This window comes from Streptomyces sp. NPDC058289 (assembly GCF_042880975.1).
Classification (GTDB): Bacteria; Actinomycetota; Actinomycetes; order Streptomycetales; family Streptomycetaceae; genus Streptomyces; species Streptomyces stoeckheimensis.
In genome coordinates this window covers 55,223-81,598 of the sequence record NZ_JBHVYI010000006.1, presented here as the reverse complement: position 1 = coordinate 81,598, position 26,376 = coordinate 55,223, and the positions used below count along the sequence as shown (strand labels likewise).

Genomic DNA, 26,376 nt, shown 5'->3' with positions numbered 1-26,376 from the left:
GCTACCGGCGGCGGCTCAGGCCTTGAAGGCGCCCAGGGCGCTGCCCTCGAGCCACTCGTCCCAGCTCAGGTTCCAGTCGCCGTAGCCGTTGCCGAAGCGGTCCATGGGCTTGCCGGTCGTGCCCGTCACCTCGATGACGTCGCCGACGGAGGGCTGCTCGTACATGGTCAGCGTGTGCGCGGCGAGGTCCACCTTGCTGACCTTCGCGGGGCCCACGGTGAAGGCCAGCTCGCGGTTCCCGGTCGCTGCGGTGCGCGCGTCCAGTTTCACTCCCGCGAGGCGGGCGTCCAGGGTCACCTTCGTGCCCGCAGGCCAGTACTCCCGCGGGCGGAAGTGGAGGTAGGTGTCCCCCTTGGCCTCCGCCCAGTGCCAGGCGCCGACGACCCCGGTGGAGGTCTTGATCTCCACCCGGCCCTCGATGCCCGCCCGCAGCGCCGGGTCCACCTTCTGGCCCTTGAAGACCAGCGAGACGGGCTGCCCGATGCCGACGGTCGAACCGTGTGCGTCGTGGCGGCGGCCGCCAGGGCGGCGCGGAGTGCGGGGGCGGGGAAAGCGGGCATCGGCCCATCCTTGGCGATCTCCCGGGCCGTGAACTGCGCCACAGGTGCCGGCGGCGAGGGCCTTTGGTCCCGCTGTTTCCCGGATGCCGGGCACGCACGGCCCCTGACTCGATTGTGCACCTAGTTGCATAATAAGCGGCCGCTCAGCTAGAACAGGACCATCACCCCCGCGCGAGGAGGCGCCTCCATGAGTTCCCAGAGCCGGTACCCGCACCTGCTGAGCCCCCTGGACCTCGGCTTCACCACCCTGCCGAACCGCGTGATCATGGGTTCCATGCACACCGGCCTCGAAGAGCACGAGCGGGGCTTCGAGCGCCTCGCCGCCTTCTACGCCGAGCGCGCCCGCGGCGGCGCCGGCCTGATCGTCACCGGCGGCATAGCCCCGAACGACGCCGGCCGCCCCTTCGAGGGGGGCGCCCGCCTCACCACCGAGGAGGAGGCCGCCGAGCACCGGGTGATCACCGACGCGGTGCACGCCGAGGGCGGGAAGATCGCGATGCAGATCCTCCACTTCGGCCGCTACGCCTACCACAAGGACCTGGTCGCCCCCAGCGCCCTCCAGGCCCCCATCAGCCCCTTCGTGCCCAACGCGCTGACCGACGCCGAAGTCGAGCGCACCATCGAGGACTTCGTCCGCGCCGCCCGCCTCGCCAAGCTGGCCGGCTACGACGGCGTCGAGATCATGGGTTCCGAGGGCTACCTGGTCAACGAGTTCATCGCCGCCGCCACCAACAAGCGCACCGACCGCTGGGGCGGCGCCTACGAGAACCGCGTGCGCTTCCCGCTGGAGATCGTCCGGCGCACCCGCGCGGCCGTCGGCGAGGAGTTCATCCTCGTCTACCGCCTCTCGATGCTCGACCTGATCCCCGGCGGCTCCACCCTCGACGAGGTCGTCCACCTCGCCAAGGAGGTCGAGGCGGCCGGCGCCACCATCATCAACACCGGCATCGGCTGGCACGAGGCCCGCATCCCCACCATCGCCACCTCCGTCCCGCGGGGCGCCTACACCTGGGTCACCAAGCGGCTGATGGGCGCGGTCTCCGTCCCCCTCGTCACCAGCAACCGCATCAACACCCCGGAGATCGCCGAGGAGTTGCTCGCCGACGGCCGCGCCGACCTGGTGTCCCTGGCCCGCCCCTTCCTCGCCGACGCCGATTTCGTCGCCAAGGCCGCCGCAGGCCGGTCCGAGACCATCAACACCTGCATCGGCTGCAACCAGGCCTGCCTGGACCACACCTTCAGCGGCAAGCTCACCACGTGCCTGGTCAACCCGCGCGCCTGCAACGAGACGGAACTCATCCTGTCTCCCACCCAGTTGAAGAAGCGCGTCGCCGTCGTCGGAGCCGGCCCGGCCGGTCTGGCCTGCGCCGTCTCCGCGGCCGGCCGCGGCCACGCCGTCACCCTCTACGAAGCCTCCGGCCACATCGGCGGCCAGCTCGACATCGCCCGCCGCATCCCCGGCAAGGAGGAGTTCGAGGAGACCATCCGCTACTACGGCACCCAACTCGCCGAGCACGCGGTCGAGGTCAAGCTGAACACCCGCGCCGACGTCGAGACCCTGCGCGGCTACGACGAGGTCGTCGTCGCCACCGGCGTCACCCCCCGCACCCCCGACATCGAGGGCGTCGACGGCCCCAACGTCGTCAGCTACCTCGACGTCCTGCGCGACGGCGCCCCCGTCGGGCAGCGAGTCGCCGTCCTCGGCGCCGGCGGAATCGGCTTCGACGTCGCCGAGTTCCTCACCGACAGCGGCGAAGGCGCCTCCCAGGACCCCGAGGTCTACTTCCGCCACTGGGGCGTGGACACCGCCTACACCGGCCCCGGCGGCCTCACCGCCCCCGAGCGCCCCGCCCCGCCGCGCCAGGTCCACCTGCTCCAGCGCAAGACCACCAAGGTCGGCTCCGGGCTCGGCACCACCACCGGGTGGATCCACCGGGCGGAGCTCAAGCACCGCGGTGTCGTCTCCGTCGCGGGGGCCGCGTACGACCGGATCGACGGCGAGGGCCTGCACATCACGGTGGAGGGCGAGCAGCGCCTCGTACCCGCCGACACGGTGGTCCTGTGCACCGGCCAGGAACCGCGCCGCGACCTGTACGAGGCCCTGCGCGCGGCCGGCATCGAGGCGCACCTGATCGGCGGCGCCGACGTGGCCGCCGAGCTCGACGCCAAGCGGGCCATCCGCCAGGGCACGGAACTGGCCGCCGCCCTCTGAGGATCCGGCGACGCAAGGGGAGTTGTGGCGGCAGCGACCGGGCCGCCACAATCACCCGGTGACGATGCTGACACCGGCCGAAGCGGACAAGATCCTCCACGACAACTTCGCCCCCTGGGTGCTCGCCCTCGGGCTCACCGTCCAGGAGACGGGCGACCGGCACGCCGTACTGCGGCTGCCCTGGTCCGACGCCCTCGCCCGGGACGGCGGGGGCCTCAGCGGCCAGGCCCTGATGGCCGCCGCGGACACCGCCACCGTGATTGCGATCTCCGCCGCGCGCGGGGCCTACGGTCCGATGACCACCGTCCAGCAGTCCACCAGCTTCCAGCGGCCGGTGGTCGGCGCCGACGTGCTGATCGACGTACGGATCACCAAACTCGGCAAGCGGATGGCCTTCGCCGACATCACCATGACGCCCGAGGGCAGCCCGGAGCCGGCGGCGAAGGCCTCCACCGTTTACGCCCTTCTGGGGTGACGGGCCGGCGCACCGGACCGATCCACGACCGTCCCTTCACCCTCTTGCGGCTCGACCGGCCGGGGGGCGGCGCAATCGGCCGGGGAGGGGGCGGGCCGGTCCGGGGTCAGCCCGTCTGGACGGTGACCGTGCGGCCCGGGGTGACGGTCGGGGTCGCGTAGGTGTACGTCACTCCGTCCAGGACCTTGGTGCGCGCCGGCTGGGGCACTCCGTCGACCGTGAGCGTGGCGTAGGTGCCGGGGAAGCGGGCCTCCCAGGTGTAGGGGGAGGTGCCCGACGTGTGCGTGAGGGTGGACTTCGTCGCCCCGTCGTGGCGGAGGGAGAACGTCGAGTCGCCGATCCGGAGGTCGTCGATCCGCAGCCAGTCCATGCCCGAAGGCAGCCGGGACCGGGTGCTCAGGGCGTGTGAGGGTGCGTCGGGGGTGACGCCCAGCAGGCCTTCGACGGTCTGGCCGAGCAGGGTGAAGGAGACCTCGGGGTAGTCCCCGTTGGTGCCCTGCTTGGTGTTCACGTGCTGGACGTCCTTGTGGTCGTAGACGTCCTTCATCCACTTCCAGCCGGTGTCGTTCCGGTTGTTCCGGAAGAAGGTGTCCGGCAGGTAGGTGAGGGCCTCGATGTTGGAGGGCCGGCCCGAACCCGAGGCCTGCTGGTCGATGTAGTCCAGGTACGCCTCCCGCCGGGGACCGGGGTCGATGATCTGCTTCATCGGCATGAACCAGCTGTTCTCCTTGCCCCAGCCGGTCAGGGCGCGCCCGTCCGTGGTGTAGCCGCGCACCATCGACGCGCCCGAACCGGCTCCGATCCAGGTGGAGTTGAAATACGCCTTTAGGTCGCGGGCCTTGGTCTCGTACCGGTCGGCGAGGGCGCCGTCGCCCTTGGAGCGGGCGAGCGAGGCCATCGCCAGGTACGCCTGGTACTGGGAGCCGATCGCGTCGCCGGCCTCGGCGAGGGGCTCGCCGCTCTGCTCGTTGTAGCTGGCGGTGCCCTGGAAGATGCCCTGGCCCGTGCCTTCCGCCACCTCGACCGCGCCGTTGTCCTTGAGCCCGTCGTGCAGGGTGACGAACTCGTCGGTGGCGTGGCGGTAGAAGTCCCACAGGGCCGGATCGTCGAGGTAGGCGCGGTCCCCGCTCCAGCGGTACGCCTCCTCGGACTTCTGCACCAGCTCGAAGGTGGCGGGCACTTCGCGGACGAAGTTCGTCGGGCTCTTGTAGTCGATCGAGAGGTAGGTCGAGGTGTCGAAGTTGAAGGCCCACGCCGGGTAGTACTTGTGCGCGGGAGTGGCGGACGCGGCGAAGGAACGGAGCATCGACTTGTTCTCGGCGTGCAGGGCGAGGACTCCCGCGCCGGACAGCTGGTGGGCCATGTCGCGCGAGTAGTAGCCGCTGCGGTTGGCGTACCCGGCCCAGTAGGAGGCGGCGTAGGTGCCGCTGCCGCTGCCGCCGGTGCGGTTCTCGTCCACGTTGAGGGGGCCCGTGGTGCCCGGCAGGTGGACCCAGCTGTTCGCCTTGCGCTTGGACCAGTCGAACATCTCGACGATCTTCGGGTCGGACGAGCTGATCCGCGGGTCCGCGGGTGAGGCCGGAGAGAGCATCACGTCGTCGGCATTGACCCAGCCGTTCCCCGACTCGAAGGCGATCTCCAGCCTGTCCCCGGGGGCGAGGGCGATCCGACTGAGCGTGTAGCGCCGGTAGTTCGAGGCGCTCGGCAGGGTGAGCGTGGCGGCGACCGCGCCGTTGACGCGGGCGGTGTACCGGCCGTTCGGGCCGCCCGTCGCGATCCAGGCGGATATGTCGTACGTCCCCCGGCCCGTGGCCGTCACGGTCTGGGACACCTTCATCCCGGGCCCGGCGTCGAGGTAGGCGAGCCGGGCCGCGCCGTGCGGGTAGTTCGTGGCGACTCCGGTCCCGGAGGTGAACTGCCAGCCGGTACGGCCCTGTTCGAAGCCCGGATTGGTGAGGGCGAGCGGCGCGAGTGCGGCCTGCGTGACCGCCGCGGCCTGGCCGCCGAGGGCGAGCGGGGTCAGCGGGAGGAGCAGGGCGAGGGCGGACAGGAGTGACACACGGGAACGCGTCATCGGGTTCTCCCTGATTGGGGTGGGGTGGCCGTGTGGTGGCGCGGCCGGTCTGCACGGAGCAGGGCGGGCGGCACGCTAGCAATCCCATCGGAAGATTTGCAACGACCTTGTCAAAATTCCCTGACGGATCAAACTGAAAGTTTTCATTGAACTCTTGCAAGCGAGGAGTCGGCCTGGTTACAGTCCTGGCCAGTCGGCTTCCGCAACGGTGCGAGCAGGGGTGGGTCAGGTATGGAACTGGAACGTCGGAGAGTGCTGCAGATGGGTGGCGCGATCGCCGCGGGGGCCGGGCTCACCGGCCTGACCGCCTGTTCCGGAACGGGTGACACGGGCCAGGGCGGGACCGCCGGGGAGAAGGACAAGGGCAAGATCACGGTCTGGTCCTGGCAGGGTCCCGCCGCCGAAATGAAGGCCCTCGTCCCGGAATTCAACAAGAAGTACCCCGGAATCGAGGTGACGGTCGAGGACATCGGCAACCCGGCGATCTGGGACAAGATCACCACCGGGCTCGCCGCCGGCGGCCAAGGTCTCGCCGACGTCCTGCACATCGGCGTCGACTACCTGCCCGGCTACGTGGAGAAGTTCCCCGGCGGCCTCGCCGACCTCGGCCCGCTGGGCGCGAACGCCTACCGTGACGCCTTCGCGCAGGGCATGTGGCAGACCGTTTCCCCCGACGGAAAGCGGGTCAACGCCCTCCCCTGGGAGGCGAATTCGGCGGGCTTCTACTACCGTGCCGACCTCTTCGAGAAGGCAGGAGTCGACGCCGGCGCCCTCCAGACCTGGGAGGAGACCATCGAAGCCGGAAAGGAGATCAAGGCGAAGACCGGCGCCCACCTGCTGGGCATCGACAAGCCCGCCTCACAGGCCGACGCCGCCAACTTCTTCCAGATGCTGCTCCAACTCCAGGGCTCCTTCTACTTCAGCCTCGCCGGGGACATCACGCTCGACTCCCCGGAGGCCGTGAAGGCCATGACGCTCATCAAGACGATGAACGACGCCGGCCTGGTCAGCGATCTCGCCGGCGGCTGGAACGCGCTGATGAGCTCCCTGAAGCAGGGGACCGCAGCCGTCCTGCCCATGCCCACCTGGTTCGGCGGCATCATCCAGGAGCAGGTGCCGGAGGAGGCCGGGAAGTGGAAGGTCCGGCTTCCCCCGGCCGTCCGCCGGGGCGGCTCGACGGCGGCCACGGTCAACTCCACCCACCTCGCGGTGGCGGGCGCGAGCAAGCACCAGGCCGCGGCCTGGTCCTTCGTCGAGTTCGTCCTCACCCGCCCGGCCTCCCAGGTGCAGATCTACAAGGGCAAGGGCATCGCTCCCGCCCTGATGAAGGCGTACGACGACGCGGTCTTCCACGAGCCGTCCCCCTTCTTCGGCGGCCAGAAGAAGGGGGAGGTCTTCCTCGAGGCCCTGAAGGCACCCTCGTCCGCCTTCAACTACACCGCCGACTACGCCCGCGCCCTCAAGCTCGTCACCGACGCCCAGTCCAAGGTGCTGCTGGGCGGCGCCGACCCGGCGAAGGTGCTCAAGGAGGCCGCGGACCAGCTCGCCCAGCAGACCGGACGCAAGGTCTCCCGATGACCGTCACGCTCACCGGTGGCGAGACCCGGGCCGTCCCCTCCCGGGGGACGGCCCCGCGCACCCGGCCCCGTCGGCGCGTGGCCCCGTACCTCTTCGTCCTGCCCGCGCTGCTCCTCTTCGCCGCCTTCAAGCTCTACCCCATCGGCCGGTCCTTCGTGATCAGCCTGCACAAGACCGTCGGCGGGACCGAGCAGTTCGTCGGCGCCGACAACTACACGCGCCTGATGGGCGATCCGCTGTTCTGGACCGCCCTGAAGAACACCGGGGCGATCCTCGCCGTCCAGGTGCCGGTCATGCTGGCCCTCGCCACCGGACTGGCCGTGGCCCTCAACTCCACGCTGCTGCGCGGCCGCACGGTCTTCCGGCTGGGCTTCTTCCTGCCGATGGTCACCGGGCTGGTCGCCTACGGGATCATCTTCTCCGTCCTCCTCAACAAGGACTACGGACTGGTCAACTGGCTGACGGGCCTGATCGGCCTGGACCCGACGCCGTGGCTGACCGACCCCCTGTGGGCGAGGGTCTCCCTCGGTCTCGCACTGACCTGGCACTACACCGGCTACAACGCGGTGATCCTGCTCTCCCGCCTACAGTCCGTGCCCGCCGAGCTCTACGACGCGGCGTCCGTCGACGGGGCCGGCGCCTGGACCTCCTTCCGCCACGTCACCCTGCCGGGCCTGCGCCCCGCGCTCCTGCTCACCACGGTGCTCTCCACCATCGGCACCCTGCAGATCTTCGACGAGCCGTACGTGCTCACCGGCGGCGGCCCGGACAACGCCACCCTGACCATCGGCGTGTACCTCTACCAGAACGCCTTCAAATACTTCGACTTCGGCTATGCCTCCGCCATCGCCTACGCCCTCGCCGTCCTCATCGGCATCCTCGGCGTGATCCAGTTCCGCTTCCTGGGGGAGAAGTCATGACCGCCGTCCGTCACCGCGGCAGGAGCATCCTGCTCACCTCCGGACTCGCCATCGCGCTGGCCGCCGTCCTGATCCCCTTCTACTGGCTCGTGGTCGCCGCCACGCACAGCTCCGGGGAGATCTTCGACAGCCCGCCGCCGTTGCTGCCCGGCGGCCACCTGGCGGAGAACCTCCAGACCCTCCAGGACACCGCACAGTTCGGCCGGGTGCTCCTCAACTCCCTGCTCATCGCGTCGATCTACACCCTGTGCGCGGGCGCCGTCTGCACGCTGGCCGGCTACGGCTTCGCCAAGTACCGCTTCCGCGGCCGCGAACCGCTGTTCGGACTGCTCATGCTCGGACTCGTGGTCCCCGCCCAGGTCACCCTCGTACCGCTCTTCCAGCTGATGGCCGAACTGCACTGGCTGGGCACGTATCAGGCCGTGATCATGCCCAACCTGGCCCTGCCCTTCGGCATCTTCCTGATGCGCCAGTCGATGGCCGCGCTCCCCGACGAACTCCTCGACTCGGGGCGCATGGACGGCTGCGGCGAACTGCGGCTGTTCTGGAAGGTGGTGCTCCCGCCCATGAAACCGGCGCTGGCCGCCCTGGCGATCTTCCTCTTCCTGTACCAGTGGAACGACTTCGTCTGGCCGCTGATCGTCCTGCGCGACAGCGCCACGTTCACCGTCCCCGTGGCGCTCGCCTCCCTCCAGGGCCTGGACGAGACCGACTACGGAGCGATCCTCGCCGGAACCGCGGCCGCCGCGATCCCGATGGCCCTCGTATTCCTCGCGCTCCAGCGCCAGTTCGTGTCCGGCCTGCTCGCCGGCGCCGTGAAGGAGTGACCGTGACCACCGCCGAGACCGCCGTCGATCCCGTCACCACCGCGGGGCTCGCACCCGCCCCCGAGGAACCGCTGCTCGACGGGGTCTCGCTCGCCGTCCTCGCCCACGCCCCCGACGTCCACCCCACCTGGACCCTGGCCGAACTCCCCGGCGGGCTGCGGATGCTGGAAGTGCGGGCCGACGGCGCCCCCGTCGAGATCCGCTTCTCCGTGCCCCTCGGCGACGCCGCCGGATACTGGCACCCGCAGGGCGGCTGGCGGCGCACCCTCCTCGCCGACTGGGACGGCCGCTCCCGGGTCTCGCTGGTCGACGGACACGCCGCCGGCTGCCTCTACGACCACGGCGGCGCCACCCTGCTCACCTTCGCCGCCACCGACCCGGTACCCGAGGCGGAGCTCCGCTTCGGGGTCTCCGAGGAGAACGACACCCACGTCGTCCACCTCCGCCTGCCGGCCGCACGGCAGGCCCACCGGATCCTGCTCTCCCCCCGCGCACCCTCCGTGGCACGGGCCATGCGGGCCCTGCGGTCCTGGTTCGCCGCCGAGTTCGCCCCGGTGCCGGTGCCCGACGCGGCCCGCACCCCCGTCTACTCCACTTGGTACGCCTTCAACCAGGACGTCAGCGCCCCCGCCGTGGAAACCCAGGCCGAACTGGCCGCCGGACTCGGCTGCGGAGCACTGATCCTCGACGACGGCTGGCAGGAAGGGGGCCACGGGCGCGGCTACGCCGGCTGCGGGGACTGGGAGCCGGACCGGGCCAAGTTCCCCGACTTCGCCGGGCACGTGGCCCGGGTCCGGGCCCACGGGCTGAGCTACCTCGCCTGGGTCGCGCCCCTGCTGCTGGGCCCCGGAGCCGCCTGCCACGACCGCTGGGCCGCCTGCGCGCCCGCCCCGTCCGGCGTGCCCGGCGCGCACGTGCTCGACCCCCGCCGCCCCGAGGTGCGCGCACACGTCGTCGGGCTCTGCGTCCGGCTGGTCCGCGCCTACGGGCTCGACGGACTCAAGCTCGACTTCCTCGAGCAGGCCATGGTCTACGCGGGCGACGGCGCCGGTGACGTCGGACAGGCCATGGTGGCCTTGCTGACGGACCTGCGCGCGGCCCTGGAATCCGTACGCCCCGGGGTACTACTGGAGCTGCGCCAGCCCTACACGGGACCCGGCATGGCACCCTTCGGCAACATGCTGCGCTCCTTCGACTGCCCCGCGGACGCCACCGCGAACCGGGTCCGCACCCTCGACACCTCGCTGCTGGCGGTAGGCGGAGCCGTCCACTCCGACATGCTCCTGTGGTCACCCGACGCGCCCGTGACGACGGTGGCCCGGCAGCTGATCGGGGCGCTCCACTCGGTGCCGCAGATCTCCGTACGGCTGGACCGGGTACCCGCGGCGCACCGGGAGACGATCGGGTTCTGGCTGGCGCAGTGGTGGGCCCACCGGGAGCTGCTGTTGGACGGGGAGGTGGAGCCGGGCCGGCCCGACGAGCTGTACCCGCTGGTGCGGGCGAGCGCAGGGGGCCACTGCCTGCTGAGCGTGCACGGGGACCGGGTGGTCCCGCTGGACTTCTCCGCGCACAGCCGCTTCGACCTGGTCAACGGCTCGGACCGGGACCGGGTGATGGTCGAGGTGCTGGGCGGCGGGGGAGAGGTCCGGGGAGTGGTCCACGGGCCCGACGGCCGTATCATGGACGGTCCGCCGCCGTACCTGCCGGAGGGGGCACACTCGCTGGCGGTGCCGCGCGGGGGTCTGGTATCGCTCACGATCACGGAAGGACCGCGATGAAGGTCGGGATCACCGAGGTCGCCGCTCGCGCCCAGGTCAGCGAGGCGACCGTCAGCCGGGTGATCAACCGACGCCAGGGCGTGTCGAAGAAGACCCGGGACGCGGTCGAACAGGCCATGGCGGAAGTCGGCTACGAACGGCAGACCCAGGGCCAACTGGTCGCTGTGATCACGGAGTTCGTGTCCAATCCGTTCTTCGCCGATGTCGCCGAGCGCATCGAGTCGGCGCTCGCCCCGCACGGACTCAAGACCATTCTGTGCCCCGCCTTCCCGGGCGGGGTCCAGGAACGGGACTTCATCTCCGCACTCGTCGACAAGGGCGTCGCGGCCGTCGTCTTCCTCTCCGCCTCCAACACCGTCGAGGGCGCCGACACCGAGACGTACGAACTGCTGCGCCAGCGCAGGGTCCCGTACGTCGGCATCAACGGCGAGTTCGCGGACGGGGTGGCGACCCCGGTCTTCTCGACGGATGACGCGCTCGCCGCGGAGCTGGCCGTCGACCACCTGCACCGACTGGGCCACCGCAGGATCGGGATGGCCTCCGGCCCGGCCGGCAACCAGCCCGCGGACCGTCGGGTGCGGGGCTTCCTCGAGGCCATGGCCAAGCGGGGCATCGCGGAGCCGGAGCGCTGGGTGATCCGGCAGTCGTACACGGTGGAGGGTGGCCAGGCCGCCGTCGGCCCGCTCCTCGCCCTGGGCGCCACCGCGATCGTGGCCGCCAGCGACTACATGGCCCTCGGGGCGATCCGGGGCATCCGCCGGCAGGGACGGGCGGTGCCCGGGGACGTATCGGTCGTGGGCTACGACGGCTCGTCCATCACCGAGTTCACCGACCCGCCCCTGACCACGGTGCGCCAGCCCGCCGACCGGCTGGCCCTGGAGGTCGGCCGCAGCGTGCTGGCGCTGGTCAGCAACCGGGACGTGCCCACGGGGGAGCTGCTGTTCGACCCCGAACTGGTCATCCGGGCGACCACCGGACCGGCCCCCGCGGAGCCCGGGGCCTGATCCGGGGGCGGACGCCGGGCCCGGCCCGAACCCCGCGCCGAGGCCGGACCCAGTGCCGCGGCCCCTCCCCGTGCCGCAACCGGACTCGAAGCCGCCGTCGGGCTCAGTGCCGCTCCTCGCCCGCGACGAGGAGCTCGCCCACCTCCTCCGAGAGGGCGGCGCGCGCAGGGGCGTCCAGGCCGGCGTCGGTGATGAACCAGTCGGCCTGGTGGAGCGCCGCGAAGCCGCTGAGCCCCACCACCCCCCACTTGCTGTGGTCCGCCACGACGGCGACCCGGCGTGCCGAAGCGACCAGGGCGCGGTTGGTCTGGGCCTCCATGAGGTTGGGGGTGGTGAGGCCGGCGCCCTGCGCCACCCCGTGTGCGCCGAGGAAGAGCAGGTCCACGTGGAGGGAGCCGATCGCCAGGTCGGCGAGCGGTCCGACCAGGGCGGCCGAGGGGGTGGGGGACCCGCCGGTGAGCAGCAGGGTCGGGGCGTCGGCTCCGCGGTTGCGGCCGTCGGCCCATACCAGTTCCGCCACCGGGAGGGAATTGGTGACGATGGTGAGCCGAGGGACCCCGAGGAGCCGGGTGGCGACGGCGTGTGCGGTGGTGCCGCCCGAGACCGCGACCACGCTTCCCGGTTCCACCAGGGTCGCGGCCGTGTCCGCGATCGCGGCCTTGGCGTCGCCCTCCAGGTCCGACTTGGCCTCGAACCCGGGCTCGTGTCCGCTCGCCCCGGCCGGGGCGACGGCTCCGCCGTGGACCTTCTCCACGACGCCGCGCCGGGCGAGGGCATCCAGGTCCCGGCGGACGGTCATGTCCGAGACGCCGAACTGCCCCACCAGGTCGGCCACCCGTACCGCGCCCTCGCGCCGGACCGCGTCAAGGATGAGAGCGCGTCGCTGGTGGGCCAGTTGGGCAGCCTGCTCGGCCACGGGTCGCTCCCGGGAATCGGCGAAACCGGTCAGAAGGCAGCAAGATAACACGGCCATGTTGTTGGAGTCTGGGGAAACCTCGATGTGGGCTGGTGGAAAATGTTCGAGAGTGTTTATTCTCGGTGGGTGAAGAAGACCCTCGCGAAACTCGCGGACGGCCGCGAACTGATCTACTTCGACTCCGACGAAGGTGCCGTGCGCGACGCGCCCGACCTGCGCCCACTGGATCCGGTGGACAGCCGGCCGGAACTGCGGCGGGACGAGGCCACCGGTGACTGGATCACCATCGCCTCCCACCGCCAGAACCGTACGTACCACCCGCCCGCCGGCGAATGCCCGCTCTGCCCGTCGCGGGACGGCCGGCTCAGCGAGATCCCCGCCGCCGACTACGAGGTGGCCGTCTTCGAGAACCGTTTTCCCTCCCTCGCGGGCGAGGCCGGACGCTGCGAAGTCGTCTGCTTCACCCCCGACCACGACGCTGGTTTCGCCGACCTCACCCCGGCTTCCGCCCGGCTGGTGCTCGACGCGTGGACCGACCGCACCGCCGAGCTCTCCGCGCTCCCCGGCGTCGAGCAGGTGTACTGCTTCGAGAACCGGGGAGCCGAGATCGGCGTGACCCTCGCCCACCCGCACGGCCAGATCTACGCCTTCCCCTTCGTCACGCCGCGCACCGCCAAGATGACGGCCGCCGCGGAGGCGCACCGCGCCGCCACCGGCCGCAACCTCTTCGAGGACCTGCTGGGCAGGGCCCGCGCCGCCACCGAGCGGGTGGTGACGGCCGGGGAGCACTGGACCGCCTTCGTGCCCTACGCCGCCCGGTGGCCGTACGAGGTCCACCTGTATCCGCACCGCCGGGTCCCCGACCTGACCTGCCTCACCGAAGCCGAGCGGGCCGAGTTTCCCTCCGTCTACCTCGACTTGCTGCGCCGCTTCGACCGGCTGTTCCCCGTACCGGAGACGGAGACCGAGACGGAGGCGGAGACCGAGCGGCCGCAGAAGCCTGCCCCCACCCCGTACATTTCCGCGTGGCACCAGGCGCCCCGCACCCACGGCGAGGAACTGGCCCTGCATCTGGAGCTGTTCACCATCCGGAGGACCCCCGACAAGCTCAAGTTCCTCGCCGGGACGGAGTCCGGGACGGAGGCCTTCATCAACGACGTGGCCCCCGAGACGGCGGCGCGACGACTGCGGGAGGCCCTGGCATGAGCCGGACCGAGCGGGCCGCGGGCACCTTCGCGAAGCTCTTCGGCGGTTCCCCCGACGGGGTCTGGGCGGCGCCCGGCCGGGTCAACCTGATCGGTGAACACACCGACTACAACGACGGGTTCGCCCTCCCCATCGCCCTCCCGCAGACCACCCTGCTCGCCGCCCGCGCCCGTACGGACGGGCGGCTGAGGCTGCACAGTGCCCAGGGCGACGGCCGGACCGTCGAACTGTCCGTGGCCGCCCTGGCCCCCGGAGCAGTGCCGGGCTGGGCCGCGTACCCGGCCGGAGTGGTCTGGGCCCTCGCCGAGGCGGGACACCCGGTCGGTGGCGCGGACCTCCACTTCGACAGCACGGTGCCCACGGGCGCGGGCCTCTCCTCCTCCGCCGCGCTGGAGTGTGCGGTCGCCGTCGCCTACGACGAGCTGTACGGACTGCGGCTGCCCGGGCCCGAACTGGCCCGGATCGCCCAGCGGGCGGAGAACGCCTTCGCCGGCGTCCCCTGCGGGATCATGGACCAGATGGCCTCCGTGTGCTGCACCACCGGGGCCGCCCTCCACCTCGACGCCCGCACCCCGGAGCTCCACCGGCAGGTCCCCCTCGACCTCCCGGGACAGGGACTCGGACTGCTCGTGATCGACACCCGGGTCTCCCACGACCTGGGCGACGGGGCGTACGCGGCCCTGCGCGCGGGCTGTGAACGGGCGGCCGGGCTGCTCGGCCTGCGCGCCCTGCGGGATCTGCCCGCCGGGAACCTCGCGGGGGCCCTGGACGAGCTCCCCGTGGAACTCGTACCGCTGGTCCGCCACGTGGTGACGGAGAACGGCCGGGTCGCCGAGGCGGTCGCCCGGCTCGGGGAGGGCGACGCGGCCGCCCTCGGCCCGATCCTGACGGCCGGTCACGCGTCGCTCCGCGACGACTACCGGGTCTCCTGCGCGGAGACCGACCTCGCGGTGACGGCCGCGCTGGGCGCCGGGGCCCTCGGTGCCCGGATGACGGGAGGCGGCTTCGGCGGCTCCGTCATCGCGCTGGTGGAGGCGGGGCGAGAGGACGCGGTGGGCGGGTCCGTCACGGCGGCCTTCGGGGCGGCCGGCCACCGGCTCCCGCGCCTCCTCACCGCCACTCCGGCGGCGGGCGCACGCCGGCTGGAGCTGTAGCCGGAGCCGGAGCCGGAGCCGGAGCCGGAGCGCGGGCACGGGCACGGGCACGGTCACGGGCACGGGCACGGGAACGGGCCGGAGCCGGAGCCCCGGGAGCAGTCCCGGCGCCCCGGCCCCGGCAGCCCGCCCGTTCAGGCGGTGAAGGGCATGCCGTCCAGGGTCCAGTGGGCGTCCAGGCCGATGCCCAGCGCGGCGTAGACGTGGGCGGCCACATCGGTGTGCCGGACCGCCGGCGGAGTCACGCCGGCGGCCAGACCGGGCCCGCAGGCGGCCACCCAGGCGGTGCGCTCCAGCTCGCTGCGTCCCCCGTGGCCCCCCTCGTCCCGGTGCCCGTGGTCGGTCACCACGATGACCGTCCACTGTTCCCCGGGGTGGCCCGGGCGGTCGCGCACGGCCTTGACGATGCGGCCCAGGCGCTGGTCCGCCGTCTCGATCGACCGGCGGTACTCCTCTCCACAGCCGAGGAAGTGGGCGGTCTCGTCGACGGCGCCGAGGTAGACGAACGAGGCGTGGAGCTCCTCACCGGATCCCAGCACGTGCGCCGCTTCGGCGGTTACCGCCTCGTCGGCCTCCTCCCAGGCCTCCGGCGTGTCCGCGCGGGGGGCGATGAAGCTCAGCCGGCTGGGAGCGGTGAAGAGCGGGCCGCCCTGCTGGGCGAGGAACAAGGGGGCCCAGCCGCCGGCCGCGAAGGTCCGCCGCCCGCATTCGAGTGCCAGTCGCGTGGTGAAGTCGGGGAAGACGTCGAGCCGGTTGCCGTCGAGCCGGTTGCCCCACACCCCGTGCTTGGCGACGCTGACCCCGGTGGCGATGGTGGACCAGCACGGCCCGGACATCGTCGGTGTGGCCTCGTCGATCTCGACGGGAGCGAGGAAACCCGCGCCGGCTATCTCGTCGAGGTGGGGGGTGTCGAGCTGCGGCAGCAGGTCGAGCCGTACGCCGTCGATGCCGACGACCAGAACGTGTTGAGTGTGCATAGTCCGGTCCAAGGTGTCTGTGGGTGGGTGCGGTCTCTGCGTACGGGCGCGGTGGTCGGTACGCAGGGGTCAGGGGGTGATGCGGCGCAGCCGGATCAGTCGGCTCGCGTAGTCCCCGGCGGGCAGCGCGAGCTCGATGCCGTGGTGGACGAGGACGGCGCCGCTGTGCACCTGGTCCAGGTCCGCGTCCAGGTAGTGGGCGCCGGTGTCGAGTGCGGGCAGCTTGAGGGGGGCGGGCCGGTGGCCGAACCGGGTCGCGGGCCGCCAGGCGAGCACGGCGTGCTCGCCGCCGTCCCCGGCGGCGTAGTGGACGGCCGTCACCCCGCCTGCGCCCTTGATGCGGTGCTGGATCCCGTACTGGACCAGTGGGCGGATCTGCTTGTACTGGGCCACGAGCGCGGCGGCTTCGTCGAGCTCCTCGGCGGACCAGCCCGTCAGGTCCCCACCGAGGCCGAGCGCACCGGCCATGGCGACGTGGAAGCGGAAGCGCAGCGGAGTGCGCCGGCCGGTGGCCGGGTTGGGGCTGTCGGTGACCCACGCGGCCATGGTCCGGGCCGGGAAGAGCTGGCTGAAGCCGTCCTGGATCGCGATCCGGTCGACGGGGTCGGTGTTGTCGGAGGTCCACGCCTGGTCGGTGCGGGCCAGGATGCCGAGGTCGGTGCGCCCGCCGCCGCCCGCGCACGCCTCGATGCGCAGGCCCGGGTGGTCCGCGCGCAGCCGGTCCATGACGCGGTAGACGGCCCGGGTGTGGTCGATCCACAGCCGGTCGGGATCGGGGGTCCCCTCCCAGCCGGCCTCGGTGAAGGGGCGGTTGGCGTCCCACTTGAGCCAGCCCACCCCGTGGTCGCGCACGAGGCGGTCCAGGGTGCGGTGGGCCCAGGCCTCGACCTCGGGCCGGGCGAAGTTCAGTACCAGCTGATGGCGCAGTTCGGTCGCCTCGCGGGTGGGGGAGTGGACGACCCAGTCCGGATGGGCGCGGTACAACTCGCTGTCCCGGTTGACCATTTCCGGCTCCACCCACAGCCCGAAGGTCATGCCGAGGCGGTGGACCTCGTCGGCGAGGGGGCGCAGCCCGTCGGGAAAGGCCTTGGGGCGCGGGGTCCAGTCGCCCAGCCCGGCCCGGTCGTCGCGCCGTGCGCCGAACCAGCCGTCGTCCAGCACGAACAGCTCGGCGCCGAGTCCGGCGGCCAGATGGGCCAGCTTGATCTGGCCGGCCTGGTCGACGTCGAAGCCGGTGGCCTCCCAGGAGTTGTAGAGGACGGGCCGCTCCCGGCCGGGCTCGGGCAGTACGTGGTCCGCGACGTAGCCGTGCCAGGCCCGGCTGGCCGCGCCGAAGCCGTGCGGGGTGTAGAGCCCGGCGAACACGGGGGTGCGCAGGCTCCCGCCCGGTTCCAGGGTCCAGCGCAGCCCCTCGTGGCCGAACCCTCCCGTCCAGGTGGTGCGGCCCACGGCGTCGCGGTGCAGCGTGATGCGCCAACTGCCGCTCCATGCGAGGGCAGTGCTCCATACCTCGCCGTGCTCCTCGGTCGCGGCGCCGTCGTCGAGGGCGAGCCAGGGGCTGGCGTGGTGGCCGGTGAGTCCGCGGCGGCTGGTGAGGACGGTCTCGGCGACGGGAAGCCGGTCGCGGTGCAGCTGGAACTCGCTGTTCCAGCCGCCCGTGAGGTGGCTGAGCCGGTAGTCGGCGAGCGCCGGGGCCGTCCAGGAGGCGGAGTCCAGCCGGTCGACGGTGATCGGGCCGGCTTCCACCCCTACTTCGACCTCGGCTTCGACCCCGGCTCCGGTGTGCGTGAGCTCCACCCAGCGTTCGACGACGTCACTGCCCGGCCGGACGCGGTAGCAGAGCTCCGTGCGCAGGGGGTAGCGGCGGTCCGTGAGGAGCAGCCGCAGTTCGCCGCCGTCGACGCGGTGTCCGGCGAACTCCCACTGCACGCCGACGGTCCCGTCGGCGAAGCGGACCTGGAGGCCCGCCGGACCGAACCGCGCCCCGGTCTGCGGAGCCAGCTCGTCCGCCGCGGCCCCGGCCTCGAAGCTGCTCGCGGCGGGGGAGGAGGCCTCCGGCAGCAGGGCCAGGGCGGCGGCGTCGAGCGGTGCGCCCCAATACAGGTGCCGCGGGCTGCCATCGGGGCCGACGCGCAGGGCGTACACGCTGTTCGGCGTGCGGAGCGCGGCGATGCCGGAAGCGGGGTCGAAGGTGACGAGCGGGAGCGCGGCAGGCACGAAGAGATCCCCTGAGGTCGAAGGCCCGTGTACGGGCAAGGAGTTGGCCAGAGGCTAGGGCTGACGCCGAGTCAAAATCAATACTGGACGAAGTTATTTATTTGCTCTACGTTGCACCCGTGTTTCGAAACCACTCCCAGCCACCCCTGGTCACCGCACCGGCCGAAACGGCGGTCCTCGCCCTGCTCCTGGCCGAGGGCCCCCTCAGTCGGGTGGAGCTCGCGCGCCGGACCGGGCTCTCCTCGACGGCCATCACCAAGGCCGCGCGACCGCTCATCGACGACGGGTACCTGTACGAACTCCCGCCGGAGCGCACCGCTCCCGGGGCCGGCCGTCCGGTCAACCCGCTGGCCGTCACCCCGGACAGGGAGTTCTTCGTCGGAGTGAAGATCAGCGACGACCGGCTGTTCGGCGTGGTGTGCGACCTGCGGGCCCGGGTCCGGGCCACGGCCGAACGGACCCTCGACAGTCATGAACCAGGCGCCGTTTCAGGCTTGTTGACCGACCTGGTCAACGAACTGCTCGACACCGACACCGCGTTCCGGGACCGCACCCGGCACCTCGGCATCGCGGTCTCCGGGGACGTGGACCGCGGCGGAGGCCGGGTCCGCTTCTCCGGCCGCCTCGGCTGGCGCGACGTACCGCTCGCCGAGACGTTGGCCGGCACCACCGGTCTGACGGTCACCGTCGAGAACGACGTCAAAGCACTGACCATTGCCGAGCACTGGTTCGGGGAGGGGGTCGGCACCGGCTACTTCGCGCTGGTCACGATCGGCGCGGGGATCGGCTCCGCGCTCGTCGTCAACGGAGAGCTGGTGACCGGCGCCTACGGAGTGGCCGGGGAGATGGGGCACATCCCCGTCGACCCGGCCGGTCCGCGCTGCCGCTGCGGCGCGGTCGGCTGCGTCGAGGCCATCGCCTCGACCGGCGCGATCCTCGAAGCGGTCCGCCGCGGGACCGGAGCGGCCGACCTCGGCTTCGACCGGGCCGTGGAGATGGCCCGCGACGGGGACCCCGTGGCCCGCGAGGCCTTCGCCCGGGCGGGCCGCGCGATCGGCGTCGGCATCGCCACCCTGGTCAACCTCGTGGGCCCGGAACGCGTCGTGGTCAGCGGCGAAGGAGCCGGTACCTACGACCTGTTCGGACAGCACATCAAGGACGCCTACGCGGCACACGCCTTCGGGGCCGCGGTCAAGTGCCCCCTGTCCCTGCGCCCGCTCCCCTGGGAGGAGTGGGCCCGCGGAGCCGCCGCGGTGGCGGTCCAGGCACTGTTCCCACCGAGCACGACCGTCGCGGCACTCCCGTAGCGGCGCACCACTCGTACCGCATCCGGCCCACCCGGCCGGTGCCCCTCACTGCCGGCAAGCACTGATGGAGGGCACCGACCGGGGCCGGACACACCCACATCCCGCCTACCCTCACGGAAGGATGCGACATGAGCGCGCACAGAACCGAGCTTAGCCGACGGCGTTTTCTCGGCGGATCACTGATGATCGTCGCCGGAGCGGTGGTGACCACAGCCTGCTCCACCGACCCGAACGCCGGTGCCTCCGCCAAGGCGAAGACCACCCTGAACGTCTGGTTCCACGCGTACGGCGAGGCCGGCACGCAGCAGGCCGCACTGCGCTACGCGACCGCCTTCACCAAGGCCCACCCGGACATCGCCGTCAAGGTCACCTGGGTCCCCGGCGACTACTCCGGCAAGCTCAACGCGACCCTGCTCACCGACGCGGCCCCGGACGTCTTCGAGATCGGCGACTTCAGCGAGAGCCTGGCCCGCCGGGGCCAGATCGCCGCCCTCGACGAGATCTACGGCAGCGACAGGTCGGACTTCAACGACAACGCCATCGCCGGTGTGGGCGTCGACGGCAAGCTCTACGGCGTCAAGATGATCGACGACGTCATGATGCTGTACTTCCGCAAGAGCGTGCTGTCCCAGGCCGGAATCACCCCACCCACCACCTTCGACGAGCTGGCCGCGGCGGCCAAGGCCCTCACCACCAAGTCCGGCAAGGGCCTGTTCCTCGGCAACGACGGCCTCGGCGACAGCCCGATCCTCGCCGTCCGCTCGAACGGCGGCGACCTGGTGACCGACGGCAAGGTGGCCTTCGGCTCCCCGCAGGCACTGGAGGCACTGACCGGACTCAAGCGCCTGCACGAGGACAAGTCCCTGCTCCTCGGCTTCACCACCGACTGGTGGGACCCGTCCGCCCTCAACCAGAACGTCGTCCCGATGCAGTGGTGTGGCCTGTGGGCCATGCCCGCCGTCAAGACCGCGCTGGGCGAGGACTTCGGCGTCCTGCCGTGGCCCGCCTTCAAGGCCGGCGGCACCCCCGTCGTGCGCGTCGGGGGCTGGACCAGCTGCATCAACGCCAAGAGCAAGAACGTGGACGCCGCGAAGAAGTTCGTCCAGTGGCTGTGGATCCAGCAGGCGGACCTGCAGAAGGACTGGGCCGAGAGCTACGGGTTCCACGTCCCGCCCCGCACGTCCGTGGCGGCGGGGGCCGCGAAGCTCGCCGACGGAGCGGCCAAGGAGGCCGTGGAACTGGCCGCCAAGTACGGCAAGTCCAACCCCGGCACCTGGGACACCGCCGTCAGCTCCGCCTTCTCGGCAGCCGCCGCGAAGATCGTCGGCGGGCAGGGGGCCCCCGCGGAGGTCCTGGCGGACGCGGTGAGGCAGGCCCAGGGCGCCATCGACAAGCAGCGCGGCTGATGCTCTCCGCACCGGAAACCACAGGGCCGTCCGGGCGGCCGGGACCGTCCCGGCGGTCCCTGGCGGGGGCGGCCCGCGCCGGCGGCCCCCGCGCCGGCCGTCCCGGCGCCGGGCGCTCCCGCGCGGGGCGCTCCGGCTGGCTCGCCTTCGCGCTGCTCACCGCTCCGATGCTGATCGGCCTCGGCGTCTTCAAGTACGTCGCCATCGGCTGGAGCTTCCTGCTCAGCCTGAGCGACGCGCGCGGCACCATCGCACCCAGCCGTTGGGTGGGGCTGGACAACTACCGGGCCCTGCTCTCCGACGGGGCGTTCCGCAGCTCCCTGACACAGATCCTGCTGTTCACCGCCTTCATCGTGCCGGTCACCTTCGCCGCCTCCCTCGGACTCGCCTTGCTGGTCCACCGGATCCGGCGGGGGCGGGCGGTGCTGCGCACCGTCTTCCTCATCCCGGCGGCCGTGTCCTACGTCGCCGCCTCGCTCCTGTGGAAGATGTGCCTGTTCAACGGGCTCCCGGCCGGCATCGCCAACACCCTCGGCGGCTGGTTCGGCATGGACCCGGTCCCCTGGCTGCAGACCACCTCGCCACCGCTGTACTGGATCGTGCTGGTCAGCCTCCGGCTCTGGCTCCAGGTCGGTTTCTACATGGTGCTCTTCCTGGCCGGACTCCAGGGCATCCCCAAAGAGCTCTACGAGGCCGCCGCCCTCGACGGCGCGACCGGCCTGCGGCTGCTGCGCAGGATCACGCTCCCGATGCTGCGCAATACCTCCGTCGCCGTGCTCATGCTGCTGTTCATCGCCGCCTTCCAGGCCTTCGACGAGTTCTACAACCTCTTCAACAGCGGTCTCTCCGGGACCGGTTCGGCCCCAGTCCAGACCCCGCTGGGCTACCTGTACAACACCGCGATGGGCAGCCAGGACTACGGACTCGGATCGGCCGGAGCCTTCGTACTCACCGCGCTCATCGTCGGAGTGACCCTGATCCAGGGGCGCTTCACCGGATTCGGCAGGAGCGAGGGGTGAACCGCCCATGACGACCCTGGCGAAACTGTCCGGAGCGGTGCGCCTCTGCGCGCGCGGACTGCTGGTGGGCCTGCTGACGACGGCCTTCCTGACGCCCTTCTACCTGATGCTGCGGGGCTCCCTGATGGACGCCCGGGGCATCACGTCGCCGCACTGGACCTGGTGGCCGTCGACGATGCACTTCGAGAACTTCACCGCACTCTTCGACGACCCGACCCTGTCCATGGGCCGGGCGCTGGGGAACTCCACCGTGATCGCCCTCATCACGGCCCCCGTCTCCACGCTCCTGGCCTCCGCCGCCGGCTACGCCTTCGCCAGGATCCCCGTACCGGGACGGGGCGTCCTGCTCGGCCTGGTGGTCGCCACCCTGATGATCCCCGGCTCGGTGACCTTCGTACCGACCTTCGTCGTGGTCGGCTCCCTGGGCGGCGTGAACACGCTGTGGGGCATCATCGCGCCCGGCCTGTTCAACCCCTTCGCCGTCCTGCTGTTCCGCAACTTCTACCTCCAGTTCCCGGCCGAGATCGAAGAAGCCGGACGGCTGGACGGGCTCGGCTGGTTCGGCCTCTACCGCCGGATCGCCCTGCCCAACTCGGGGGCGATGCTCGCCTCGCTCGGCGCACTGGCGTTCATCGACAGCTGGAACTCCTTCCTGTGGCCGCTGGTCATCGGACAGGACCCGTCGGCCTGGACGGCCCAGATCGCCCTGTCGACGTTCCTCACCTCGCAGACCATCAACCTGCCCGGCCTGTTCGCCGGAGCAGTCGTGACGATCGTCCCCCTGGTCGTCATGTTCCTGGTCGCCCAGCGCTACATCGTCGCGGGCATCGCCACCAGCGGCCTCAAGGGCTGAGCGCCGAGAGGACGGCGCGGAACCGCACCGCACGGCACGCACAGCACGGCACAGCACAGCACGGCACATCCTCCCTCTCCGAAGGATCCAACGTGACAGGCACACCACTGCTCCGACGCGCGGCCTCGGCACTCGCCGTGCTGTCCGCGCTGCTCCTCGGCACTACCACCGCGGCCGGCGCGACGGCCCCCGCCCCCGTCGCGGCCGGCGCCCCGGCAGCGCCCACCGTCCTCACCGGTCCCGAACTGGCCGCCTCCTGGACCGCACCGCTCAGCACCCGGGGCCGCTGGATCGTCGACGCCGCGGGGAACCGCTTCAAGCTCAAGGCGGGCAACTGGGCCGGCGCCCAGGGGACATGGACCGGAAGCGGGGACATCAACGATCCCGCCAGCCACATGCACGGCATATCGGCCAACAACATGCCCCTCGGCCTGGACCGTGCCCCCATGGCCGCCATCCTGGCCGACTTCCACGGACTGGGCCTCAACAGCATCCGGCTGCCCTTCTCCAACGCCCTCGTCCACGACACCGCCCCCGTCCCGGACGCCGCGGTCGCAGCCAACCCGCAACTGAAGGGCAAGACCCCGCTGCAGGTCCTCGACGCGGTCATCGCGGCGCTCACCGCCGACGGGTTCGCGGTCATCCTCAACAACCACACCACCACCGCCCGCTTCTGCTGCGGCCTGGACGGCAACGAACGCTGGAACAGCAGCCAGAGCACCCAGCAGTGGGTGGACGACTGGGTGTTCATGGTGAACCGCTACAAGGCGGACAAGCGGGTGGTCGGCGCCGACCTGCGCAACGAGGTGCGCCGTGACACCTGGGACGACCCCAACTGGGGCTGGTACGACGACCACGACCTCTACGCCGCCTTCGAGGAGGCCGGGAACCGCATCCTGAAGACCGCCCCCGACATGCTCGTCGTCATGGAGGGCATCAACTGGTACGGCATCCCGCTCGCCGGACTTCCGCACGGACGGCCCATGCTGACGCCGGTCGCCAACCTCTCCCACACGCTCATCGAGTCGGGCAAGCTCGTCTACGCCGCCCACTTCTACGCCTACACCGGTCCGGCCAACACCGGCGCCGGAAGCGGCCCCGGCTCCACGAACGATCCGCGCTACCAGGACTTCACCCCCGAGCAGCTCGCCCAAGTGGTCAACTCCGAGGCACTGTTCGTTACCAAGGAAGGCCAGCACTTCACCGCCCCGGTGTGGATCAGCGAGTTCGGCGCCGGCGGCCGCGGCCCCGAGAACGCCAAGGAGCGCACCTGGCTGCACCGCTTCACCGACATCCTCGTCGCCAACGACACCGACTTCGCGATCTGGCCGCTCGTCGGTTGGACCGACACCGCCGGCGCCCCGATGGACAACTGGGCCCTGCTCTCCTACAGCGCCACCGGCGTCCGCCAGAGCATCGGGGACGGCGGGGACTGGCGCGCCGCCGACTGGAACCGGCTGGTCTCCACACCCGGCCGCACCGGCCCGGTGGCCCAGGTCAGCCACTGGAACATGCTCGACCTCGACCACGCCGACTACGACGTCTCCACCACCATGCTCGCCAAGCCCGACTGGTCCCCGGGCAACCGCAAGGGCAACTGCCCCGACTCCCAGAGGCTCGTCGGCCTCGGCCGCAGCGACAGCCGCGGCCTGTGCACCGACGCGGGCGGCCCGCCGAAGGCCACCGGATCCTGGACCGTCGTCACGGACGAGCGGTACGTCACCAGGGGCGACTGGGCCGGCGGCTACAACAAGCTCCAGTGCCCCGAGCAGACCTTCGCCGTCGGCTACAGCGTCCGCAACAACGCCATGTCCGCGCTGCTGTGCGCTCCCGCGGCCGCCTCCCTGCCCACCGCCGGCCGCACGCTCTGGTTCGACCACGGGGACAACCGTCCCGCCAGCGGGGGCTCGAACGCCAGTGACTGGGCGCCCGGCCACTACAAGGGCCAGTGCGCCGACACCGAGTACCTCGCGGGCGTCGCCTTCACCTGGCAGTGGAACCACGGCGGCGTCCCCGACGCCCTGCTGTGCCGCCCCCTGAAGTGACCGGCCCGCCGAACTGACCCGCCCCCTTCCCCGTCCCATCCCGAGGAGCACACGGCATGCCCCGACTGGAGATCGCCGCAGACGGCTTCCGTCTCGACGACCGGCCGTTTCGCATCGTCTCCGGTGCACTGCACTACTTCCGCGTCCATCCGGAGCAATGGGCCGACCGGCTCCACAAGGCGCGCCTGCTGGGCCTCAACACGGTCGAGACCTACGTCCCGTGGAACCTCCACGCCCCGCGCCGCGGGGAGTTCCGGCTCGACGGCGGTCTCGACCTGCCCCGGTTCCTCGACCTCGCCGCCGCCGAGGGCCTGTACGTCCTGCTGCGCCCGGGCCCGTACATCTGCGCGGAATGGGAGGGGGGCGGCCTGCCCCCGTGGCTCCTCGCCGAGGAGGGCATCGCACTGCGCAGCCGCGACCCGCGCTTCCTGCGGGCCGTGGACGAGTACCTCGGCGTGCTCCTGCCGCCCCTGCTGTCCCGGCTGGGCAGCCGGGGCGGCCCGGTGCTCGCCGTCCAGCTCGAGAACGAGTACGGGGCCTACGGCCAGGACCCGGGCTACCTCGCCGAACTGGCCGGGCTGCTGCGTCGGCACGGCGTGGACGTCCCCCTGTTCACCTGCGACCAGCCCGCGGACCTGGCGCGCGGCAGCCTCGAAGGAGTACTGAGCACCGTCAACCTCGGCAGCAGGGTCGAGGCCGGGCTCGCGGAGCTGCGTGCGCACCTCCCCGAAGGGCCCCTGATGTGCTCGGAGTTCTGGATCGGCTGGTTCGACCGCTGGGGCGGACCGCATACCGTGCGCGGCGCCGAGGACGCCGCGGCCGACCTCGACCGGCTGCTCGCCGCCGGTGCATCCGTGAACATCTACATGTTCCACGGCGGAACGAACTTCGGCTTCACCAACGGCGCGAACGACAAGGGAACGTACCGGCCCACGGTCACCTCGTACGACTACGACGCGCTCCTGGACGAGGCCGGCGATCCCACGGCCAAGTACGCGGCCTTCCGGGATGTCCTGGCGAAGTACGGCCCCGTCCCCGACGGTCCGGTGCCCGCACCCGGCGCGAAGCTCGACCACGGTCCCATCGAGCTCACCCACTGCGCACCCTTGTTGGAGTGCGCGGACCTCCTCGGTGGACCGGTGGAGGGCGACCGGCCGCTCACGATGGAGCAACTCGGCCAGGACTTCGGCTTCGTCCTGTACGAGACCCGGCTGGAGGCCCGCGGCCCGGCCGTCCTGTACGTCGAGGACGTGCGCGACCGCGCTCAGGTCTTCGTGGACGGAGAGCCCGTCGGCGTACTCGAACGCGAGAGCCACGAGCACGCCCTCGCCTTCACCGTGCCCCGCCCCGGAGCCCGGCTGTCCGTACTCGTCGAGAACCAGGGACGGGTCAACTACGGGCCGGGCATCCACGACCGCAAGGGACTCCTCGGCCGCGTCCTGCTCAACGGCCTGGCCACGGAACGGTGGACCAGCCGGGCCCTGCCCCTGGACGATCCCGCCGACCTCGCGGGTCTTCCCTTCGGGACCTTCGATCCGGCGGCGCCGCCGGTGGGCCCCGCCTTCCACCGCGGGTACGCCTCCATCGATGAGCCGGCCGACGGCTTCCTCGCCCTGCCCGGCTGGACCAAGGGCAGCGTATGGATCAACGGCTTCGCCCTCGGCCGGTACTGGTCCCGCGGCGCACAGGCCACCCTGTACGTCCCCGCCCCGGTGCTCCGGGCGGGCCGCAACGAGATCACCGTCCTGGAACTGCACGCCTCGGCCACCCGCACGGTGGAGCTGCGCGGCCGCCCCGAGCTGGGCCGCACCGAGGACTGACCGGCCGTCCGGTCCGCCGGCCGCCGGT

20 protein-coding genes are annotated in these 26,376 nt (G+C 71.7%); 15 read left to right on the top strand and 5 right to left on the bottom strand.

Annotated elements, in window-relative coordinates:
- Positions 1 to 15: 15 nt before the first annotated feature.
- Positions 16 to 654: an Ig-like domain-containing protein gene (locus tag ACFVX6_RS04565; protein WP_389687884.1), complete on the bottom strand. Its 639-nt coding sequence runs from the start codon at positions 652 to 654 to the stop codon at positions 16 to 18.
- Positions 655 to 747: 93 nt separating this feature from the next.
- Here ACFVX6_RS04565 and ACFVX6_RS04560 point away from each other — a divergent pair, with 93 nt between their 5' ends.
- Entirely contained in the window at positions 748 to 2,772 is a 2,025-nt protein-coding gene (locus ACFVX6_RS04560; RefSeq protein WP_389687882.1) for an FAD-dependent oxidoreductase, read from the top strand.
- Between the two features lie 64 nt (positions 2,773 to 2,836).
- Complete coding sequence (locus ACFVX6_RS04555) at positions 2,837 to 3,247, top strand: PaaI family thioesterase (protein WP_389688011.1); 411 nt, start codon at positions 2,837 to 2,839, stop codon at positions 3,245 to 3,247.
- Between the two features lie 106 nt (positions 3,248 to 3,353).
- Here ACFVX6_RS04555 and ACFVX6_RS04550 read toward each other — a convergent pair whose 3' ends face one another.
- Entirely contained in the window at positions 3,354 to 5,321 is a 1,968-nt protein-coding gene (locus ACFVX6_RS04550; protein WP_389687880.1) for a hypothetical protein, read from the bottom strand.
- Positions 5,322 to 5,582: 261 nt separating this feature from the next.
- On the opposite strand from ACFVX6_RS04550, the gene ACFVX6_RS04545 reads away from it, so the two are divergent.
- From ACFVX6_RS04545 to ACFVX6_RS04525, 5 genes are read left to right on the top strand one after another with little or no spacing between them, the layout of a single operon-like run.
- Complete coding sequence (locus ACFVX6_RS04545; protein WP_389688009.1) at positions 5,583 to 6,899, top strand: ABC transporter substrate-binding protein; 1,317 nt, start codon at positions 5,583 to 5,585, stop codon at positions 6,897 to 6,899.
- The gene (locus tag ACFVX6_RS04540) at positions 6,896 to 7,819 is read left to right on the top strand and encodes a carbohydrate ABC transporter permease (protein WP_389687878.1); all 924 of its coding nucleotides are present in this window, start codon (positions 6,896 to 6,898) and stop codon (positions 7,817 to 7,819) included. Before ACFVX6_RS04545 ends, ACFVX6_RS04540 begins: the two co-directional genes overlap by 4 nt.
- Positions 7,816 to 8,646: a carbohydrate ABC transporter permease gene (locus ACFVX6_RS04535; RefSeq protein WP_389687876.1), complete on the top strand. Its 831-nt coding sequence runs from the start codon at positions 7,816 to 7,818 to the stop codon at positions 8,644 to 8,646. The genes ACFVX6_RS04540 and ACFVX6_RS04535 overlap by 4 nt, the downstream gene beginning before the upstream one ends.
- Positions 8,647 to 8,648: 2 nt before the next feature.
- The gene (locus tag ACFVX6_RS04530; RefSeq protein WP_389687874.1) at positions 8,649 to 10,424 is read left to right on the top strand and encodes a glycoside hydrolase family 36 protein; all 1,776 of its coding nucleotides are present in this window, start codon (positions 8,649 to 8,651) and stop codon (positions 10,422 to 10,424) included.
- Positions 10,421 to 11,428 carry a LacI family DNA-binding transcriptional regulator gene (locus tag ACFVX6_RS04525; protein WP_389687872.1) on the top strand — a complete coding sequence of 336 codons (1,008 nt, stop codon included), beginning with the start codon at positions 10,421 to 10,423 and terminating at the stop codon, positions 11,426 to 11,428. The genes ACFVX6_RS04530 and ACFVX6_RS04525 overlap by 4 nt, the downstream gene beginning before the upstream one ends.
- A 103-nt stretch (positions 11,429 to 11,531) precedes the next feature.
- Here the strand turns inward: ACFVX6_RS04525 and ACFVX6_RS04520 are convergent, their stop codons facing one another.
- On the bottom strand, positions 11,532 to 12,344 hold the full coding sequence (locus ACFVX6_RS04520) for a DeoR/GlpR family DNA-binding transcription regulator (protein WP_389687870.1): 813 nt from the start codon (positions 12,342 to 12,344) through the stop codon (positions 11,532 to 11,534).
- A 126-nt stretch (positions 12,345 to 12,470) separates the two neighbouring features.
- Here ACFVX6_RS04520 and galT point away from each other — a divergent pair, with 126 nt between their 5' ends.
- Both galT and galK read left to right on the top strand, forming a co-directional pair.
- On the top strand, positions 12,471 to 13,550 hold the full coding sequence (gene galT, locus ACFVX6_RS04515; RefSeq protein ID WP_389687868.1) for a galactose-1-phosphate uridylyltransferase: 1,080 nt from the start codon (positions 12,471 to 12,473) through the stop codon (positions 13,548 to 13,550).
- Positions 13,547 to 14,704: a galactokinase gene (gene galK, locus ACFVX6_RS04510; RefSeq protein WP_389687866.1), complete on the top strand. Its 1,158-nt coding sequence runs from the start codon at positions 13,547 to 13,549 to the stop codon at positions 14,702 to 14,704. Before galT ends, galK begins: the two co-directional genes overlap by 4 nt.
- Before the next feature lie 134 nt (positions 14,705 to 14,838).
- Here galK and ACFVX6_RS04505 read toward each other — a convergent pair whose 3' ends face one another.
- Positions 14,839 to 15,681 carry an alkaline phosphatase family protein gene (locus tag ACFVX6_RS04505; protein ID WP_389687864.1) on the bottom strand — a complete coding sequence of 281 codons (843 nt, stop codon included), beginning with the start codon at positions 15,679 to 15,681 and terminating at the stop codon, positions 14,839 to 14,841.
- Between the two features lie 69 nt (positions 15,682 to 15,750).
- The gene (locus tag ACFVX6_RS04500) at positions 15,751 to 17,898 is read right to left on the bottom strand and encodes an alpha-galactosidase (protein ID WP_389687862.1); all 2,148 of its coding nucleotides are present in this window, start codon (positions 17,896 to 17,898) and stop codon (positions 15,751 to 15,753) included.
- Between the two features lie 119 nt (positions 17,899 to 18,017).
- Here ACFVX6_RS04500 and ACFVX6_RS04495 point away from each other — a divergent pair, with 119 nt between their 5' ends.
- The 6 genes from ACFVX6_RS04495 to ACFVX6_RS04470 all read left to right on the top strand — a co-directional run bounded on the left by ACFVX6_RS04495 (position 18,018) and on the right by ACFVX6_RS04470 (position 26,348).
- The gene (locus ACFVX6_RS04495) at positions 18,018 to 19,205 is read left to right on the top strand and encodes an ROK family protein (RefSeq protein WP_389687860.1); all 1,188 of its coding nucleotides are present in this window, start codon (positions 18,018 to 18,020) and stop codon (positions 19,203 to 19,205) included.
- Positions 19,206 to 19,333: 128 nt separating this feature from the next.
- Entirely contained in the window at positions 19,334 to 20,611 is a 1,278-nt protein-coding gene (locus ACFVX6_RS04490) for an ABC transporter substrate-binding protein (RefSeq protein ID WP_389687858.1), read from the top strand.
- The gene (locus ACFVX6_RS04485) at positions 20,611 to 21,630 is read left to right on the top strand and encodes a carbohydrate ABC transporter permease (RefSeq protein WP_389687856.1); all 1,020 of its coding nucleotides are present in this window, start codon (positions 20,611 to 20,613) and stop codon (positions 21,628 to 21,630) included. Before ACFVX6_RS04490 ends, ACFVX6_RS04485 begins: the two co-directional genes overlap by 1 nt.
- Positions 21,631 to 21,637: 7 nt before the next feature.
- Complete coding sequence (locus tag ACFVX6_RS04480) at positions 21,638 to 22,483, top strand: carbohydrate ABC transporter permease (protein WP_389687854.1); 846 nt, start codon at positions 21,638 to 21,640, stop codon at positions 22,481 to 22,483.
- A gap of 92 nt (positions 22,484 to 22,575) precedes the next feature.
- Positions 22,576 to 24,528 (top strand): glycoside hydrolase family 5 protein, encoded by a 1,953-nt coding sequence (locus ACFVX6_RS04475; RefSeq protein ID WP_389687852.1) that lies wholly within the window; start codon positions 22,576 to 22,578, stop codon positions 24,526 to 24,528.
- 56 nt (positions 24,529 to 24,584) lie between these two features.
- Positions 24,585 to 26,348, top strand: coding sequence for a beta-galactosidase family protein (locus tag ACFVX6_RS04470; RefSeq protein WP_389687850.1), 1,764 nt, complete (start codon positions 24,585 to 24,587; stop codon positions 26,346 to 26,348).
- Positions 26,349 to 26,376: the final 28 nt, after the last annotated feature.